The following is a 17941-nucleotide window of genomic DNA, read 5'->3' on the forward strand; positions in this document are numbered from 1 at the left end:
CCTAGGAAAGGCATCATGACCGCCACCGTCAGCTCCGACCGCACCGCACTCCTGCCCGCCGTCCGTGAGTTCCTGTCCGCCCCCAAGCAGCTGCTCATCGGCGGCGAGTGGGTCGACGCCGCCGACGGCCAGCACTTCGACACCGTCGACCCCGCCACCGAGGAGGTGCTGGTCCAGGTCGCGCGCGCCTCCGCCGCCGACGCCGACCGCGCCGTCAAGGCCGCCCGCGCGGCGTTCGAGTCGCCGTCCCCGTGGTCGACCTTCACCCCGCGCGAGCGCTCGCACCTGCTGTGGCGCATCGGCGACCTCATCGACGAGCGCGCCGAGGAGTTCGCCCAGCTCGAGTCGCTCGACAACGGCAAGTCGCTGGCCTCGGCCCGCGGCGACGTCGGCGTCGCCGCCGAGCTGTTCCGCTACTTCGCCGGCTGGGCCACCAAGATGGAGGGCACCTCCATCCCGATGTCGGTGCCGGGCAAGGAGTTCCACGCCTACACCCGTCGCGAGCCGATCGGCGTCGTCGCCGGCATCGTGCCGTGGAACTTCCCGCTCACGATGGCCGCGTTCAAGGTCATCCCGGCGATCACGGCCGGCAACACCGTCGTCCTGAAGCCGGCCGAGCAGACCCCGCTCAGCGCGCTGCTCCTCGGCCAGCTCCTGATCGAGGCCGGGCTGCCCGGCGGCGTCGTCAACGTGCTCACGGGCTTCGGCGACGCCGGTGCCGCCCTGGTCGACCACGCCGACGTCGACAAGGTCGCCTTCACCGGCTCGACCGAGGTCGGCAAGAAGATCGCCGCCGGCGCCTCGAAGAACCTCAAGAAGGTCTCGCTCGAGCTCGGCGGCAAGGCGCCCAACATCATCTTCGCCGACGCCGACCTCGACGCCGCCATCGCCGGTGCGGCGCTCGCCGCCTTCTTCAACGAGGGCCAGTGCTGCGTCAACGGCTCGCGCCTGTACGTGCAGCGCGAGGTCTTCGACCAGGTCGTCGAGGGCGTCGCCGCCGCCGCGCGGGCGATCACCGTCGGCAACGGCTTCGACGCCTCGACGACGATGGGCCCGCTGGTCTCGGCCGAGCAGCACGAGAAGGTCATCGGCTACGTCCGCGGTGCCGTCGCCGACGGCGCCACCCTGGCCGCCGGCAGCGCCGACCCGGCCGCCGACAAGGGCTACTTCTTCGCCCCGACCGTCATCACCAACGTCACCGAGGACATGGCGATCCAGACCGACGAGATCTTCGGCCCGGTCGTCACCGCCATCCCGTTCGACACCGAGGACGAGGTCGTCGCCGCGGCCAACAACACCGTCTACGGCCTGGCCGCGGGCGTCTGGTCGCGCGACCTCGGCACCGCCCACCGCGTCGGCGCCAAGCTGCGCGCCGGCACGGTCTGGCTCAACACCTGGCACGCCGACGACGTGGTGCTGCCCCGTGGCGGATACAAGCAGTCGGGCTGGGGTCGCGAGCTCGGCTCGTTCGGCCTCGACGACTACACCGAGCTCAAGACCGTGATCGCCGAGCTGCGATGACCGACGTGCTCCAGGGCCACCGGGTCGTCCCGGTGGTCGTGCTCGACGACGCCGGAAAGGCCGACGACCTGGGCGCCGCCCTGGTCGCCGGCGGCCTCCCGGTCGCCGAGGCCACCTTCCGCACCCCCGAGGCCGCCGCCGTGCTGCGGCGCCTCGCCGAGAACCCCGACCTCATCGTCGGGGCCGGCACGGTGATCACCGCGGCGCAGGTCGACCAGGCCCACGACGCCGGCGCGCGGTTCGTCGTGTCGCCGGGCCTGTCGGCGGCCGTGGTCTCGCGCAGCCTCGAGCTCGGGCTGCCGGTGTTCCCGGGCGTCGCCACGCCGTCGGAGATCATCGCCGCGCTCGACCTCGGGGTCGACGTCGTCAAGTTCTTCCCGGCCGAGGCCAACGGCGGCCTCGCCACCATCAAGGCCTTCGCGGCGGCCTTCCCGCAGGTGCGCTTCGTGCCCACCGGCGGGATCAGCGCCGCGACGGCGCCCGACTACCTGGCCCACCGTGCCGTGGCCGCCGTCGGCGGCAGCTGGATGGTGGCGCCGGAGCTGCTCGCCGCCGGCGACTGGGCCGAGGTCACGGCCCGCTGCGCCGCCGTCCCGTCCTCGCCGTCCGCGGCGTCCTTGCAAGGAGTGCCCGCATGATCGAGACCCGTCCGGCCGAGGAGTGCGAGCTCGACGTCGTCGCCCTCGGCGAGGTGATGCTCCGCCTCGACCCGGGGGAGGGGCGCATCCGCACCGCCCGCCGGTTCGAGGCGTGGGAGGGCGGCGGCGAGTACAACGTCGCTCGCGGCCTGCGCAAGGTCTTCGGGCTGCGCGCCGGCGTGGTCACCGCGCTCGCCGACAACGAGATCGGCCACCTGGTCGAGAACCTGATCATGCAGGGTGGCGTCGACACCTCCATGATCAGCTGGACGAAGTACGACGGCATCGGGCGCTCGGTGCGCAACGGCCTCAACTTCACCGAGCGGGGCTTCGGCGTGCGGGGTGCGGTCGGCGTCTCCGACCGGGCCAACACCGCCATCGCCCAGCTCGCCCCAGGCACCGTCGACTGGGACGACCTGTTCGGACGACGCGGCGTCCGGTGGTTGCACACCGGCGGCATCTACGCCGCGCTGTCCGAGAGCGCGGCCCTGGTGGCCGAGGAGGCGATGGCGGCGGCGCAGAAGCACGGCACCGTTGTCTCGTTCGACCTCAACTACCGCCCGAGCCTGTGGTCGGCGATCGGCGGCACCGAGTTCGCCCGCGACGTCAACACGCGACTTGCGAGCCACGTCGACGTGATGATCGGCAACGAGGAGGACTTCACCGCCGCGCTCGGCTTCGACGTCGAGCACGTCGACGAGCACCTGCGCGAGCTGCCGATGGACAGCTTCGCGGCGATGGTCGGCACCGTGGCCGAGAAGATGCCGTGGTTCAAGGTGATCGCCACGACCATGCGCGGCGTCCACTCGGCCAGCGACAACGACTGGCAGGCCATCGCGTGGTCGCCCGAGACCGGCGTCCTGCAGTCGACGGCTCGCGACCACCTCGCGATCTACGACCGCGTCGGCGGCGGCGACGGCTTCGCCTCGGGCCTGGCCTACGGCCTCATCTCGGGCGAGCCGCTGCAGACCGCGCTCGAGTACGGCGCCGCGCACGGCGCCCTCGCGATGACGACCCCCGGCGACACCTCCATGGCCACCGCGGCCGAGGTCGTCTCACTGGCCTCGGGTGGCAGCGCCCGCGTGCGTCGCTGACGTCCGCACCGGCACGAAGCACGGGCCTCGACCGCGCCGCGGTCGGGGCCCGCGCGCTCTCGGAATGTCACCTGGACGGCGCCGGTTGGCCCGGGACAGGACCGACCGACCGATGGAGTGAGGACATGACGACGCGCGTGCTGGTGACCGGGATCCGTGGCAAGACGGGGGTGCCGCTCGCGGCGCTGCTCGCCGAGCGTGACGTCGAGGTGCTCGGCGGCAGCAGCGACCCGTCGTCGGTGCGCCTCGAGGGCGTCGTCCCCACGGCGTTCTCGTGGGACGACGCGCCCGGTTGGCCGGCGGCCCTCGACGGCGTCGACGCGGTGTTCGTCGTGAGGCCGGACCGGTCCGACGCGCCCGGGCTCGTCGCCGACCTCGTGGCCGCGACCGCGCCGGGGACCCGGGTCGTGCTGCTCTCGGAGCGAGCGGCCGACTACCCGCAGCTCGACCACTGGGCGCTGCGGGTCGAGGACGCCGTGCGCGAGGGTGGGCGGCCGTGGACGATCCTGCGGCCGAGCTGGTTCATGGACGTCTTCACCGACCCGCGCTTCTACCGCGACGAGATCGCCGCGGGCACGCTGACCTTCCCGGGGGCCGAGGCGCGGGTCGCCTGGGTCGACGCCCGCGACATCGCGGCCGTCGCCGCCGTCTCGCTGCTCGACGAGGGCCACACGGGGCAGGTCTACGAGATCACCGGCCCGGAGTCGCTGACCCCGGCCGAGACCGCGGCCGCGCTCGGCGTCGAGCCCACCGAGGCGTCGGTGGAGGAGGCGATCGACGGCATGACCGGCTTCGACCGCGACCTGAGCCTCGTGACCTTCGACCGCGTGCGCGACGGCGCGTTCGCCGAGGTGACCGGCGACGTCGAGCGGGCCACCGGCCGGCCGGCCCGGCCGCTGGCCGCGTTCGTGGTCGACCACGCCTCGGCCTGGCGCTGAGCTCGCGGGAGGAAAAATAGAACCGAGCCGCTGGCGTCTCGGGTCACCAGCGGCTCGGTAGGAAGAACGTTACCGGCCCGGGGCGGCGCTTGTCTGAAGAACGGTCGAAGATTCGCTCAAGTTCTTCTGTGCCGCCTCGGCCTCGGCCTGCGGGCCGGGCACCACGTGGGTGCGGGCCCGCACCACCGGCACCAGGACGGCGACCAGCGCGGCGAGCGTCGACGTCACGACGAGCACCAGGAACCCGGCGGTGTAGCCGGACTCGACCGGGAAGCCGTCGGGGCGGGCGCCGGCGGTGACGACGCTGGCCAGCACCGCGCTGCCGAGCGCGCCGCCCACGGTGCGGATGTTGGCGTTCATGCCGCTCGCGACGCCGGTCTGCGACTGCGGGACGGCGTCGACGATGAGGTTCGACATCGCCGCGAACGCGAGCCCGAACCCGAGGCCGAGCACGGCGGTCTCGGCGACCACCAGCCACAGCTGGTGGTGGGCGATCGCGAGGCCGAGGGTGCCGGCGGCGGTGAGGGTGGCGCCGGCGACCAGCACGGCCTTGGAGCCGAGCCGGGCGGCCAGACGGCCGGAGGCGACGCCGGCCAGGAACGTGGCGACGGTCTGCGGCAGGAGCAGCAGGCCGGACTGGGTGACGGTGGCGTCGAAGCCGTAGCCGGTGAGGGCGTCGGGGGTCTGCAGGAACTGGGGGAGGAAGGCGAACATCGAGTACATGCCCATGCCGAAGAGCAGGGAGACGAGGTTGACGGTCCAGACCGTGGGGATCCGCATCATCCGCATGTCGATGAGGGGGCTGTCGCTGCGGGCCTCGGCGCGCACCCAGACCGGCAGCAGCACGGCGGTCGCGACGAACAGGCCGACGGTGATCGGGGAGCCCCAACCCCAGCTGTGCCCCTGGCTCACGGCGAGCAGGAGCGTGACCAGCCACGACGACATCAGCAGCGCGCTCGCGACGTTGATGCGCCCCGGCGTCCGCTCGGGCGACTCGGGCACGTAGAAGTGCGCGGCGAGCGCGGCCAGCACGGTCATCACCATCGGGATCCAGAACAGCCAGTGGTAGCTGAGCACGTCGACGAGCGGGCCAGCGAGCACGAGGCCGATGCCGCCACCGACGGCGAGCAGGGCCGACGACGTGCCGACGGCGCCGGCGATCTTGTCGCGGGGGAACTCGTCGCGGATGATCCCGAACGTCAACGGCAGGACGCCGCCACCGACACCCTGGATGACCCTCGCGGCGATGAGCACCTCGATGGTGGGCGCGACGGCCGCGAGCAGCGAGCCGACCGCGAGGGAGGCCAGGGCGACCACGAGCATCCGCTCCTTGCCGACCTTGTCGCCGACGCGGCCGATGATCGGGGTGAACACCGACGCCGAGAGGAGGTAGGCGGTGAGCACCCAGGTGACGGTGGCCTGGTCGGTGTCGAGCGCGGCCTGGATCGTCGGCAGCACCGGGTTCACCATCGACTGCAGCAGCGAGAACGACGCCACGCCTGCGCACAGGACCACGAAGGTCACCCGGTAGTCGGTCCGCTGTCTGGTGCTGGTCACGGGTTGCTCAGCCGTGATGGCGATCGAGGTATTCCGAGAAGTGGGTCACACTGGTTGACCTCGCCAACCAATAGTCGGCCGTTTCCGCCATCCGGTGCGCGTCGTCCGGCACGTGCTGGCAGGCTTGTCCCTCGGCGCCCGTCACCCCCATGACGACGAGGCCCACGGGGAGGGAGGACGTCGTGCTCGACGAGGACGCCCTGAGTCGTCAGGTGCTCTCCGCGCTCAGCGACGGCATCGTCGTCCTCGGCCTCGACGGCACCGTCCTCTACGCCAACCCCAGCGCCGCCACGTTGCTGCGCACCGAGAACCTCGTCGGTCGCTCGGTCGACGAGTTCCTCGACCAGGCCGGCCGCGGGCAGGCCGCCTACTTCCTCGCCGAGGCCGCGCAGGGACGGTTCCTGCCCGAGGAGGTCGACACCATGCTGGTGCGCGACGACGGCCAGGCGCTCTGGGTGCGCCTGCGCCAGACGGCCTACCTCGAGGACGGCGCGGTCGCCGGCCTGGTGCTGCGCCTGACCGACAACGACGAGACCAAGCGGCTCCTCGAGCTCGCCCACGCCGGTCACCGGGCTCTGGTCCGCGCCGAGCGCATCGGGCGCAGCGGCAGCTGGACGTGGGACTTCGTCACCGGCACGGTGACGGCGTCCGAGGGCCTGGAGGAGCTCTACGGCGACCAGACCTCGGTGGTGCTCGGCCAGGACCGCGAGGCCCTCGTGCGGATCACGCACCCTGACGACCAGGCCCGTCTCGTCCAGGCGCTCGACGGACTGCTGTCGGGCACCGGGCCGAAGGTCGACGTCGAGGTGCGCCACCTCGGACGGCACGGGTGGATGTGGGTGCGGCTGCGCGCGGTGGGCACCTACGACGCCGCGGGCACGCTCAAGGAGGCCTCCGGCACCTACCAGGACATCACCCGCGCCCGCGCCACCGAGGACAGGCTGCAGGACCTGGTCACGCAGACCTCGCTCATGCAGACGATCGCCACCGCCGCGAACACCGCGGCCACGCTCGACGAGATCCTGCAGCAGGCCGGGGCGCTCGTCGTCCTGCACGACGACTGGGACCGGGCGCGCGCGTTCGTGCCGGCGCCCGACGGTGCCGGCGTCGTCCCGCACGCCCTCGACCCGTTCCCGGACGGCGACCCGGAGGTCGCGCGGATCGAGGAGGCGACGGCGGCCGAGGCGTTCCGTGCCGTCGCGTCGGTGTGGGACCCGGTGCGGCGGCTCACGCTCGCGTGCCCGGTGACGCTCGACGGCGACGTGCTGGCCATCCTCGTGATGACCTCGCTGCCGCCGTTGCACCGCCACGACATGATCCAGAAGATGGTCGAGGAGGCCGCGACCCTGCTGTCGCGGGTCGCCGAGCGCGAGCGGGCCGAGCGTGAGCTGGCCGACGCGCGCGACCGGGCGCTCGAGGCGTCGCGGCACAAGTCGGAGTTCCTGGCGACGATGAGCCACGAGATCCGCACCCCGCTCAACGGGATCATCGGCCTCAACGAGCTGCTCGACAGCACGGCCCTCTCGGCCGTGCAGCGCGACTACGTCGCCGGCATCACCGTGTCGAGCCGCACCCTGCTCGAGCTCATCAACGACGTCCTCGACTTCTCCAAGATCGAGGCCGGCCTGCTCGAGGTCGAGTCGGTCGACCTCGACGTGCGCGCCGTGCTCGGGGAGGTGGGCGAGCTGCTCGCCGAGAGCGCGCGCCACAAGGGCATCGCCCTCGACCTGTCGTGCGCCGACGACGTGCCCGCCGTCGCCGCCGGCGACCCGACGCGGCTGCGCCAGGTGCTGCTCAACCTGGGCTCCAACGCCGTCAAGTTCACCGCCGCCGGGTCGGTCGCGATCAGGGCCACGGCGGCGCCGGACGGCGACGCGACCCTGCTGCGCGTCGAGGTCCGCGACACCGGCATCGGCATCTCCGCCGAGCAGCAGCAGCGGATCTTCGCGCCGTTCAGCCAGGCCGACAGCTCGACCACCCGCCACTTCGGCGGCTCGGGCCTCGGGCTCGCCATCTCCGCCGAGATCGTCGCGGCGCTCGGGGGCGAGATCGGCGTCGACAGCTCGCCCGGCGTCGGGAGCACGTTCTGGTTCACCGCGCGCCTCGGGGCGGCGGTCGCCTCGGTCCGCGAGGCCTCCGCGCCGAGCCGGGCGGGCGTCGTCCGCGACGCCGGGGGACGGCGGCTCGGCACCGTGCTCGTCGTCGAGGACAACGAGATCAACCGACTGGTCGCCCGCGGCTTCCTCGAGGCGCTGGGCTTTGCGGTCGACACGGCCGACGACGGGCTGGCCGCGCTCGAGATGCTGGACTCGCAGGCCTACGACGCCGTGCTGCTCGACCTGCAGATGCCGCGGCTCGACGGCTACGCGACGGCGCGCGCCGTCCGCGAGCGCGAGGCTCGGGCGGCCGGGGCGGCGTCCCGGGTGCCGATGATCGCGGTCACCGCGACGGCGATCGCGGGCGAGCGCGAGAAGTGCCTCGCCGCCGGCATGGACGACTTCCTCACCAAGCCGCTCTCGCCGACGGCGCTGGGTGCGGCGCTCGAGCGGTGGCTCGGCGCCGCGTCGCCGTCGTCCAGCGCGTCGTCGGCGTCCGCTGCCGGGCCGGTGAGCCCGCACCTCGACCTCGAGCGGCTCGCGATGCTGCTCGAGCTCGTCCCCGGCGACACCAGCTACCTCGACCGAGCGATCGGCCGGTTCCTCGACAACGGCGGCGAGTTCGTCGGGCTCGTGGCCTCGGCCGCCGCGTCGTCCGACGCGCCCGCGCTGAGCGCGGCCGCCCACGCGTTGCGGGGGAGTGCGAGCAACCTCGGGCTGGTGGTGCTCGCCGACGTCGCCGCCGAGGTCGAGGAGCTCGCGCGCACCGGCACGACGGTCGGCGCCGAGCAGCTCGTCGCCGAGCTCGGCACGGCGATGGGCGAGGCGGTCTCGGCGATCTCGGAGTACCGCGACTGGTACCAGTCGGCGTAGTCTCGCGCGGCGGCCTCAGCGCAGGAACGGCCGGAAGATCTCCTCCACCAGTGCGGCCGCGCGCTCGGGCTCGCCGTCGGCGATGGCCTCGACGAGGTCGTGGTGGTGCTCGTGCCCGGCGTCGTGCTCGGCCTCGTCGCGCATGTGGCCGGCGAAGACCTCGGTCATGCTCGCGTAGAGCTGCAGGTAGAGCGGGTTGTGCGTGGCGGCCACGATCGCCCGGTGCAGGGCGAGGTCGGTGCTCGCCCGGCGGTCGGCGTCGTCGCTCGACCAGCTGGCCCGCCGCTCGTCGCGCAGGCGGCGCAGCTCGACGACGTCGGCCTCGGTGCGCCGGACGGCGGCCAGGGGGGCGGCGGTGCTGTCGAGGGCCAGCCGCAGCTCGAGGTAGTGCTGGCGGGTGCCGCCGCCGAGCTGGCGTCCGAGCGAGCCGGCGAGCTCGGAGGTGGAGATGACGAAGGTGCCGCGGCCCTGCTCGCGGCTGAGCAGGCCGGCGTGCACGAGCGACTGCAGCGCCTCGCGGACCGTGTTGCGACCGGCGCCGAAGGCCGCGACCAGCTCGGCCTCGACCGGGATGCGCTGACCGACGGGCCAGCGGCCCGAGGTGATCTCGTCGTGGAACCGCGCGGCCACCTGGTCGATCAGACCCACTCGCCGAAGCGGCGCCGGTGTGCCAGACTGCTCACGATTCATCCCATGATCCCATCATTGCTCGTGTCTAGGAGTCCAGTGTGACGACCGTGCTGCCGCCTCGTGCCGCGCCGAGCCGAGGCCCGCTCCTCGTCTGGGCCGGCGTCGCCGTCGCCCTCACCGCCGTCAACCTGCGCACGGCGGTCACCGGCTTCACGCCGCTGCTCGAGATCATCGGCGACGACCTCGGCTACGGCCTGGCGCTCGCCGGCCTGCTGGGCACCGTGCCGGCGGTCGTGTTCGGCGTCTTCGGGTTCCTGGCTCCCGTGGTGACCCGCCGGTTCGGGCTCGAGCGCACCGCCACCGCGGCGCTGGGCCTGACGGCCGTCTCCCTGCTCCTGCGGGCGTTCTCTACCGGCCCGGTCACGCTGGTCGTCTCGACCGTCGCGGCCCTGGCCGGCATCGGCGCCGTCAACGTCGTCGTCGTGCCGCTGGTCAAGGCCTGGTTCGGCCACCGCGTCGGTCTCTGGACGTCGACCTACCTGCTGCTCATGCAGACCGGTCAGTTCGTCGCGCCCCTGCTCGCCGTCCCGATCGCCGACGCCGCGTCGTGGCGCGTCTCGGTCGGCGTCTGGGCCCTGCCGGCCGCCCTCACCGCCGTCGTCTGGTTCGCCGTGTCGGCGCGCCTGCCCGCCGACCACCACGCGCCCGCGACCGGCTCGGTCGCGACCGGGCGCTCGATGCGGATCGGCCGCTCGACCACCGTGTGGGGCCTGGTGGTCCTCTTCGCGATGCTGACCCTGTCGAACTACAGCATCATCACCTGGGTGCCGTCGGTGCTCACCGACGCCGGCGCCACCGACGGGTTCGGCGGTGCCATGGTCGGGCTCTACTCGGCCTGGGGCGTGGCGGCCGCGCTCGTCGTCCCGCAGGTGGCCACGCGGGTGCCCAACCCCTTCGGCGTCGTCGTGACCTGCTCGATCGCCCTGGTCGTCGGCTACGTCGGGCTGATCGTGGCTCCCCGCGACCTGGCGGTGCTGTGGATGTGCGCGCTGGGCATCGGGGTCAGCACCTTCCCGCTCTGCATGACCCTCATCAACCAGCGCACCCGCACGCCGCAGGGGGCCTCCAGCGTCTCCGGGTTCGTGCAGGGCCTCGGCTACCTGCTGGCCGCCGTCGGTCCGGTCGGACTCGGCCTGCTGCGCGAGGCGACCGGCTCCTGGACGGCGCCGCTCGTCGTCCTGGCGGTCAGCGCGGTGCCCAGCACGCTCGCCGGGTGGTACGCGTGCCGGCCGCGGTTCGTCGAGGACGAGGAGCCGGCGCTGCTCTGATCGCCCGCGGTCTGCGATAGCGCCCCGCCCGGCGCGGGCGAGTATGGTCGGGATCAACCAGCCTGTCACGCCTGTGCTCTCCGAGCCGCCAGGGCAGGACGAAGGGCAGACGTCCATGGCGACGCTCCCAGCACGACCCGCAACCGCCCCCGATCCCCGGTCGCCACTGCGGTTGTGGCTCGACCCGGGTCCGGCCGCGCAGGGCCCGCACGGAGCCTGGTGGCCGCAGTCGCGCGACCTCCGGGTGGAGGTCCGTGACCTGATCGACCACTTCCCCTACGCCACCGGACGGGTCGACCGGTTGCTGTTCTCGCGTCCCGACTGGGACGACGTCGTCGTCGACGGCCGTGGCGTGCGCGCCGTGCGAGCCGAGCGGGGTCCGGTCAAGGTCGGTTCGTTCCCGCGAGACGACACCCGGCTCGTCGTGCTGACGATGGCCACGGGCAATCGTCTCCGGCTCACCGTGGTGCCGAGCGGAGTCGACGCGGCCGAGGCCCGCCGGCTCGGCTTCGGCCTCGCGGCCGGGGCGTCGCGTCCTTGACGCCGACCCGGTCGGAGCACGGGTCCACGAGCGACTTCACCGACCTGCTGCACACGGTTCGCGAGGCGGGGCTGCTCGAGCGACGCCGTGGCTACTACCTGGCCCAGATCGCCGCGCACGTCGCCGCGTTCGCGGCGTTGTGGGTGGCCTTCGCCCTGCTCGGCGACTCCTGGTGGCAGCTCCTGGTGGCCGCCGCGCTCGGCGTCGTCGTCACCCAGTTCGGGTTCCTGGGCCACGACGCCGCCCACCGGCAGATCTTCGCGTCCCCCACGTGGAACGCGTGGACCGCGCGGATCCTCGCCGGCGGCTTCGCCGGCCTCAGCTACGCCTGGTGGCGCGGCAAGCACAACCTGCACCACCGCGGCCCGAACGTCGAGGGTCTCGATCCCGACATCGCCGCAGGCGCGATCGCCTTCACGCCTGGCATCGTCGCCGAGCGCACCGCCGGTCTCCCCGGCTGGTTCGTGCGTCGTCAGGGCTGGCTGTTCTTCCCCCTGCTCACCCTCGAGGGCCTGAACCTGCACGCGGCCAGCGTGCGCGCCGGCCTGGACGCCGGGTCGGCCCAGCCGTGGCGCCGCACCGAGCTGGCCCTGGTGCTCACCCGGCTCGGGTCCTACGTCGCGGTGGTGGCGCTGGTGCTGCCGCTCGCGCAGGCCGCGGCCTTCCTCGGCGTCCAGGTCGCGGTCTTCGGGGTCTGCCTCGGGGCCTCCTTCGCCCCGGCGCACAAGGGCATGCCGATCGTGCCGGCGACGATGAGGCTCGACTTCCTGCGACGACAGGTGATGGTCTCGCGCAACGTGCGGGGCAACCTGCTCCTCGACTGGGCCATGGGCGGGCTCAACTACCAGATCGAGCACCACCTGTTCCCGAGCATGCCGCGCTGCCACCTCCGCCGTGCGCGGCCGTTGGTCCGGGCCCACTGCGAGCGCGTCGGCGTGACCTACACCGAGATGGGCCTGTTCCGGTCCTACGCGATCGTCGTCGACTACTTGAACCACGTGGGCCTGCGGGCTCGCGACCCGTTCGACTGCCCGCTGTCGGCCCAGCTCCGCGACGGTCGAGCCTGACGCTCCGTCGGCCCGGACCGGCCCGGACCGGCCCGGACCGGCCCGGACCGGCCCGGACCGGCCCGGTCCGGGCCGGCGCTCGACGGAGCCCCCTGGTCTCGCCCTGTGGAAACGTCCCGGAACCGTCCACAGGGCAGGTGTCCGGACCCCTCCTGTGGATGACCGGTCGTCCTGGACTCCTGGGTGTCGGTGGTCGCTGGTGACCTGGGGGCATGACCCAGATCGAGACCTGCCTGTCCTCGGCGCTCGATGCGCTGAAGGGGCTGGCCGACGTCCCGGTCTGGTCGTTCGACGACGCCGCGACGACGCGCGCGGTCGCCCTCGCGGCGCGGGCTCGCCGCCGGCGTCGCCGAGCTCGAGGCGCGGGTGATCGGCCAGGCCGAGGTGCTCGGTCTGCCGGAGGCGTCGTCGTGCCGCGACACCGCGCGGTGGCTGCAGCAGCAGACCCGGGTGACCAGGCGCTCGGCGACCGCGAAGGTCGGGCTCGCGACGTCGCTGCGCTCGCGTGAGTGGACCAGGGTGGCGATGGCGCGGGGCGAGCTGCACGCCGAGCAGGCCACGGCGATCGCCGTGAAGCTCGCCCGCCTCGACGACGAACGCGTGAGCACCCACGACCAGGAGCGCGCCGAGGTCTGCCTGGTCGGCGAGGCGCGCGACCATGACGCGATCGCGCTCGGCCGCCTCGGCCACGAGATCTACGCCCACCTCGACCCCGACTCGGCCGACGAACGTGAGTCGGCGGCGCTCGAGCGACTCGAGGCCGACGCCCGCGCGGCGACCCGCCTCACGATGCGCGACGACGGCCACGGCACGACCCACGGTCAATTCACCATCCCGACGGCGCAGGCCGAGATGCTGCGCAGGCACCTGCACGCCCTCGCCGCGCCCAAGTCGGTCCGCGCCGAGCAGGGAGCCGGCTCCTACGACTGGCTGCGCCCGTCGGCAGAGAAGCTCGGCCGCGCCTTCGTCGACTGGATCGAGCGGATCTCCGCCGCGGCTCTGCCGGACGTCGGCGGCCTCAACGCCACCGTGGTCGTCATCGGCGACTACGACGCCCTGCAGGGGCGGGTGAAGGCCGCGTCACTCGACACCGGAGCGAGGATCTCGCACACCCAGTTCCTCCGCCTCGCTTGCGGCGCCGGCGTCGTCCCGATGTGGATGAACGCCTCCGACGAGCTTCTCGCGATGGGCCGCAAGCGCCGCTTCCACACGGCCAAGCAGCGCCTCGCCGCCATCGTCGAGCAACGCCACTGCCAGCACGCCTCCGGCTGCGACGTGCCCGGCTACCTGTGCCACCTGCACCACCGAGAACCCTGGGCGAGCGGCGGCGGCACCGACCTCCGGACGGCGCACCTGCTGTGTCCGTTCCACCATCACGCGACCCATGCCGAGGCGGGTCGGAATCATCCGATGCGGACGTGACGCGGGTAGTCCATTCCGCCGCGTTTGACGCGCCTGCGAGCCGAACTCAAGACATGACGCCCGGGGCAGTCACCTATCAGCAGGCACTCACCTATCAACAAGCCCGTTCAACACCTCACCCAGCGTCTCCGCGACGACGACGTCGTCCAGCACCGACTGCCGGATGAACCCCGCATCGACGAGGCCCTGGACCGAGGCGAGGAACGGCGTCCAGAACCCGCCGACGTCGAGGAACGCGACGGGGTCGTCGTTGAAGCCGATGTGGCGCCAGCTCCAGACCTCGACGATCTCCTCGAGGGTGCCGAGGCCGCCGGGGAGGCAGAGGAAGGCGTCGGCGAGGTCGGCCATCATCGCCTTGCGCTCGTGCATGGTCTCGACGACGTGGCACTCGGTCAGGTCGGCCCGGCCCCACTCGCGCTCGACCATGCTGCGGGGGATCACGCCGATCACCTCGCCGCCGGCGTCGAGGGCGCCCTGGGCGACGGCGCCCATGAGACCGAAGCCGCCGGCGCCGTAGACGAGGCCGATGCCGCGGGTGGCGAGCTCGCGGCCGACGTCGTAGGCGTGGTCGACCAGGGCCGGGTCGGTGCCGGGGCTCGAGCCGCAGAACACGGCGATGCGGCGGATCTCGCGAGTCACGCGCGGAGTCTACGAAGCCCTGGGAGGATGGGCGGATGCCGTCCTGGGTACGTCCGGTCGTCCTTGCCTCAGCGGTCGCCGGCGTCATCGGCGTCGTCGCTTTCGGCAACGACGCGAGCGACCGCACCGACCCGACGCCGGCGCAGCAGCAACGGCGGGAGGCCGTGAGCGACGCCGAGCTGTGCGCGGCGCTCGGTGCCGTGTCGACCGAGCAGGACGCCCACCTCTCCGCGCCGGGGCCGCGGTCGACGTCGGGTCTGAAGAGCGCCACGGCCGAGGTGGCCGACCTCGCCACCCGGGCGACCCTGGACGACGACGTCCGCCTCGGGCTCGGGCTCGCCGTCGAGCGCATCGACGGGCTCGGCGACGTCGTCACCGCGCAGGAGATGCTCGAGGCCGACGACGACGCCGCGCTCAAGCAGGACCGCCACGGCGACGCGTTCGCCGCCTGGGTGGGCGCCGCCTGCAACGACGGGGTGATCCCCGCCCGCTACCTCGTGCCCCGCGTGACCGGTGCGGAAGCGGCCGGGTCGGGCCGCTAGCGCACCGGCCGGGCCGGGCTCAGCGGCCGGCGTCGACGCTGAACGCCCAGGTGACGCCGAGGCGGTCGGTGAGCATGCCGAACCCCGGGCTCCAGGCCGAGGCGGCCAGCGGCTCGACGACGACGGCGCCGTCGGCGAGCCGGTCGAAGAATCCCTGTGCCTCGTCGAGCGACGCGGCGGTGACCGAGACGAAGAACGGCTGGTCGGTGACGGTCGTGCCGTTCTCGCGGCGGGTCGACCCGGCCCCACCCGCCGGGCCGCCGTCGCCCGCTCCGGGCACGTCGTAGGCCATGACCCGGAAGCCCTCCGGGCTCGCGAGGAGTCCGAAGAGCACCCCGTCGGCGCCCGGCACGTCGGCGGGCATGCCGGCGTCGGCGTAGGTGGTGATCATCGGCTGGCCGCCGAACACCGAGGCGTAGTGCTCCAGAGCCGCTCGGGCGTCGCCGCGGAAGTTGAGGTGGGTCGTGGTGGTGAGGGTCATCGCTCGCTCCTGCTCGTGCTGGTGCCGGTCCGTCCGGCAGCACCGAGTCTTCTCGGTGTCTAGGCCAGATCCGGTCCTACACTCGACCTAGTCTGAGGTCGTGCCCACGACTCCCACCTCGCGCCTGCTCGACCTGCTGTCGCTGCTGCAGACCCGGCGCGACTGGCCGGGCGCCGTGCTGGCCGACCGGCTCGGCATCAGCCACCGAACGGTGCGTCGCGACGTCGACCGGCTGCGCGAGCTCGGCTACCGCATCGAGGCCACGATGGGCCCGGACGGCGGCTACCGCCTCGACGCCGGGGCCGAGCTGCCGCCGCTGCTGTTCGACGACGACCAGGTCGTCGCCCTGACCGTCGCGCTCCAGGCGGCGGTCTCGACGGGTGCCGGCATCGAGGAGGCCGCGCTGCGCGCGCTCACCACCGTGCGGCAGGTGATGCCGTCGCGGCTGCGGCACCGGCTCGACGCGTTGGCGTTCTCCACCGTTCCTCGTGGCGGGGCGGGCCCGACCCAGGTCCGCACCGACGTGCTGGTCGCGGTCTCCACGGCGGTCCGGGCGCGCGAGGTGCTGCGCCTCGACTACGCCTCCCGCAGCGGGGAAGGCGCCGACGACGACCGGCCTCCCCGCCGGGTCGAGCCGCACGACCTCGTCGTCTCCGCCGGCCGCTGGTACCTCCTCGGCTGGGACCTCGACCGCGACGACTGGCGCATCTTCCGCGCCGACCGCATCACGCCACGCACCCCTACCGGACCACGGTTCACGCCCCGGCCGGTGCCCGGCGGCACGGCCGCGACCTACGTCGCGGCCCGCTTCAAGGGCTCCGACGGCACGGCCGGAGCCGGCGCCTGGCCGTGCACGGGCACCGTCGTGCTCGACCTGCCGGCCGGCGCCGTGCGGCCGTTCGCGGGCGACGGCACCGTCGAGCCGCTGGACGACGGTCGGTGCCGGCTGACCAGCGGTGCCTGGTCGTGGGTGGCCCTGGCGGCGTCGCTCAACCGCTTCGACACCGACGTCGAGGTGGTCGACCCGCCCGAGCTGCGGGCGGCCTTCGGCGTCCTGGCCCGTCGCAACGCGGCCACGGTCGCGCGGTGATGCCCGAGACTGGTGGGGTGAACGGACTCATCACCCCCGTCGCGCTCGCGGCGTTGCTGCAGGGAGACAGCGACGTCGTCGTGCTCGACGTCCGCTGGAGCCTCGGCGGCCCGCCCGGGCACGAGACCTACCTGACCGGGCACGTGCCGGGCGCCGTCTACGTCGACCTCGACACCGAGCTGGCCTCGCACGGTGAGCCCGCCGACGGTCGACACCCGCTGCCGTTCCTGGCCGACCTGCAGGCCAGCGCGCGCCGGTGGGGCGTGCGCACCGGCAGCACCGTCGTCGCCTACGACGGCCAGGGCGACCTGGCGGCGGCGCGCGCCTGGTGGCTGCTGCGGTGGGCCGGGGTGACCGACGTCCGGCTGCTGGACGGCGCCCTGCCGGCCTGGCGGGCCGCCGGCCTGCCCCTTGCGACCGACGACGTCGTGCCCGAGGCCGGCGACGTCGCGCTCGTCGGGGGAGCGCTGCCGGTGCTCGACCTCGACGACGTCGAGACCGTGGCCCGCACCGGCACCCTGCTCGACGCGCGGGCGGGCGAGCGCTTCCGCGGTGAGGTCGAGCCCGTCGACCCCCGTGCCGGCCACGTGCCTGGTGCGGTCTCGGCCCCCACTACCGAGAACCTCGCCGACGACGGCACGTTCCGCTCGCCCGACGAGCTGCGTGAGCGGTTCGCCGCACTCGGCGTCGGGGACGACGAGCCGACCGCCGTCTACTGCGGATCGGGCGTCACCGCCGCCCACCAGGTCTTCGCGCTCGAGCTGGCTGGCGTCGAGGCCGCGCTCTACCCGGGCTCGTGGTCGCAGTGGAGCAACCTCGACAAGCCGGTCGCCACGGGGCCGTCGCGCTGACCGGCGCGGTCAGCCGGCGTACTTGCGGCGCATCGCCGGGACGGCGGCGAGGAGCGCGTCGTCGACGCGGCCGAGCACGAGTCGCACTTGCCCGACCGCCTCGGCGCCCCCGAGCTGGGTGGTGATTGAGCGTCGGGCGGCGTTGAGGCGGTCGCGGCCGACCACGAACTGCTCGCGGCCCCCGGTCGTGAGGGACAGGACGCTCGAGCGGCCGTCGGTCGTGTGCGGTGAGCGGTCGACGTGCCCGCGCTCGGTCATGGCGTTGAGGTAGCCGGTGAGCGTGGCCGGGCGGAGGCCGAGCGTCTCGATCAGCTGACGTGGCGTGCGCGAGCCGCGCGAGAGCTCGGCGTAGACGGCGTACTGGGCCGGCGTGATCCCGGCGCCGGTGAAGGCGACGTCGAGGAGCGCGCCGAGGTGCTGGTCGAGCACCATGAGGTCGAGCGTGAGGTTGCCGCCGGCATGGTCGACGACCGTGCGGGACGACTCGGTGACGCCGGGGGTGCGGGGCATGGCCTGATCGTAGGGCGATCCGCGCCGGCCAGGATGTTGTGACGATACTCGTCGCAACAGGAGCCCTGTTGGCCGGATGTTTGGAACGGAGTTCCAGATCATCGGCCGATCTGGTTGTGACGT

17 protein-coding genes are annotated in these 17941 nt (G+C 73.4%); 12 read left to right on the forward strand and 5 right to left on the reverse strand.

What is annotated here, in order from left to right:
* Positions 1–15 precede the first annotated feature (15 nt).
* From ABFT23_RS07555 to ABFT23_RS07570, 4 genes are all read left to right on the forward strand, one after another.
* Positions 16–1521: an aldehyde dehydrogenase family protein gene (locus ABFT23_RS07555; protein ID WP_347893832.1), complete on the forward strand. Its 1506-nt coding sequence runs from the start codon at positions 16–18 to the stop codon at positions 1519–1521.
* Entirely contained in the window at positions 1518–2159 is a 642-nt protein-coding gene (eda, locus tag ABFT23_RS07560) for a bifunctional 4-hydroxy-2-oxoglutarate aldolase/2-dehydro-3-deoxy-phosphogluconate aldolase (RefSeq protein WP_347893834.1), read from the forward strand. Before ABFT23_RS07555 ends, eda begins: the two co-directional genes overlap by 4 nt.
* Positions 2156–3253 (forward strand): sugar kinase, encoded by a 1098-nt coding sequence (locus ABFT23_RS07565; RefSeq protein ID WP_347893835.1) that lies wholly within the window; start codon positions 2156–2158, stop codon positions 3251–3253. The genes eda and ABFT23_RS07565 overlap by 4 nt, the downstream gene beginning before the upstream one ends.
* Before the next feature lie 125 nt (positions 3254–3378).
* A complete protein-coding gene (locus ABFT23_RS07570; protein ID WP_347893837.1) occupies positions 3379–4191 on the forward strand; it encodes an NmrA family NAD(P)-binding protein in 813 nt (270 codons plus the stop codon).
* Between the two features lie 69 nt (positions 4192–4260).
* On the opposite strand, the gene ABFT23_RS07575 is transcribed toward ABFT23_RS07570, so the two are convergent.
* A complete protein-coding gene (locus tag ABFT23_RS07575) occupies positions 4261–5748 on the reverse strand; it encodes an MFS transporter (protein ID WP_347893839.1) in 1488 nt (495 codons plus the stop codon).
* Between the two features lie 149 nt (positions 5749–5897).
* Between ABFT23_RS07575 and ABFT23_RS07580 the strand changes: the two genes are divergently transcribed.
* Complete coding sequence (locus ABFT23_RS07580; RefSeq protein ID WP_347893841.1) at positions 5898–8717, forward strand: PAS domain-containing hybrid sensor histidine kinase/response regulator; 2820 nt, start codon at positions 5898–5900, stop codon at positions 8715–8717.
* A gap of 15 nt (positions 8718–8732) precedes the next feature.
* Here the strand turns inward: ABFT23_RS07580 and ABFT23_RS07585 are convergent, their stop codons facing one another.
* Positions 8733–9365, reverse strand: coding sequence for a FadR/GntR family transcriptional regulator (locus tag ABFT23_RS07585; protein WP_347893843.1), 633 nt, complete (start codon positions 9363–9365; stop codon positions 8733–8735).
* Between the two features lie 80 nt (positions 9366–9445).
* On the opposite strand from ABFT23_RS07585, the gene ABFT23_RS07590 reads away from it, so the two are divergent.
* The 4 genes from ABFT23_RS07590 (at position 9446) to ABFT23_RS07605 (ending at position 13705) form a co-directional block, all read left to right on the forward strand.
* On the forward strand, positions 9446–10675 hold the full coding sequence (locus ABFT23_RS07590) for an MFS transporter (RefSeq protein ID WP_347893845.1): 1230 nt from the start codon (positions 9446–9448) through the stop codon (positions 10673–10675).
* A gap of 115 nt (positions 10676–10790) precedes the next feature.
* On the forward strand, positions 10791–11216 hold the full coding sequence (locus ABFT23_RS07595) for a DUF5994 family protein (RefSeq protein WP_347893846.1): 426 nt from the start codon (positions 10791–10793) through the stop codon (positions 11214–11216).
* Positions 11213–12283, forward strand: coding sequence for a fatty acid desaturase family protein (locus ABFT23_RS07600; RefSeq protein WP_347893848.1), 1071 nt, complete (start codon positions 11213–11215; stop codon positions 12281–12283). Before ABFT23_RS07595 ends, ABFT23_RS07600 begins: the two co-directional genes overlap by 4 nt.
* A gap of 366 nt (positions 12284–12649) precedes the next feature.
* Positions 12650–13705, forward strand: a complete 1056-nt coding sequence (locus ABFT23_RS07605) for an HNH endonuclease signature motif containing protein (protein ID WP_457623111.1) — start codon at positions 12650–12652, stop codon at positions 13703–13705.
* Positions 13706–13792: 87 nt separating this feature from the next.
* On the opposite strand, the gene ABFT23_RS07610 is transcribed toward ABFT23_RS07605, so the two are convergent.
* Complete coding sequence (locus ABFT23_RS07610; RefSeq protein WP_347893850.1) at positions 13793–14344, reverse strand: LOG family protein; 552 nt, start codon at positions 14342–14344, stop codon at positions 13793–13795.
* Positions 14345–14379: 35 nt separating this feature from the next.
* Here ABFT23_RS07610 and ABFT23_RS07615 point away from each other — a divergent pair, with 35 nt between their 5' ends.
* A complete protein-coding gene (locus ABFT23_RS07615; protein WP_347893851.1) occupies positions 14380–14886 on the forward strand; it encodes a hypothetical protein in 507 nt (168 codons plus the stop codon).
* 19 nt (positions 14887–14905) lie between these two features.
* On the opposite strand, the gene ABFT23_RS07620 is transcribed toward ABFT23_RS07615, so the two are convergent.
* Complete coding sequence (locus ABFT23_RS07620; protein WP_347893853.1) at positions 14906–15367, reverse strand: VOC family protein; 462 nt, start codon at positions 15365–15367, stop codon at positions 14906–14908.
* Positions 15368–15467: 100 nt separating this feature from the next.
* Here ABFT23_RS07620 and ABFT23_RS07625 point away from each other — a divergent pair, with 100 nt between their 5' ends.
* On the forward strand, positions 15468–16457 hold the full coding sequence (locus tag ABFT23_RS07625; RefSeq protein WP_347893855.1) for a helix-turn-helix transcriptional regulator: 990 nt from the start codon (positions 15468–15470) through the stop codon (positions 16455–16457).
* Between the two features lie 17 nt (positions 16458–16474).
* Positions 16475–17308: a sulfurtransferase gene (locus ABFT23_RS07630; RefSeq protein WP_347893857.1), complete on the forward strand. Its 834-nt coding sequence runs from the start codon at positions 16475–16477 to the stop codon at positions 17306–17308.
* Positions 17309–17317: 9 nt separating this feature from the next.
* Here the strand turns inward: ABFT23_RS07630 and ABFT23_RS07635 are convergent, their stop codons facing one another.
* Complete coding sequence (locus tag ABFT23_RS07635; RefSeq protein WP_347893859.1) at positions 17318–17818, reverse strand: MarR family winged helix-turn-helix transcriptional regulator; 501 nt, start codon at positions 17816–17818, stop codon at positions 17318–17320.
* Between the last annotated feature and the right edge of the window lie 123 nt (positions 17819–17941).

Source organism: Nocardioides secundeburneus, assembly GCF_039939255.1.
In the GTDB taxonomy this organism is placed as follows: Bacteria; Actinomycetota; Actinomycetes; order Propionibacteriales; family Nocardioidaceae; genus Nocardioides.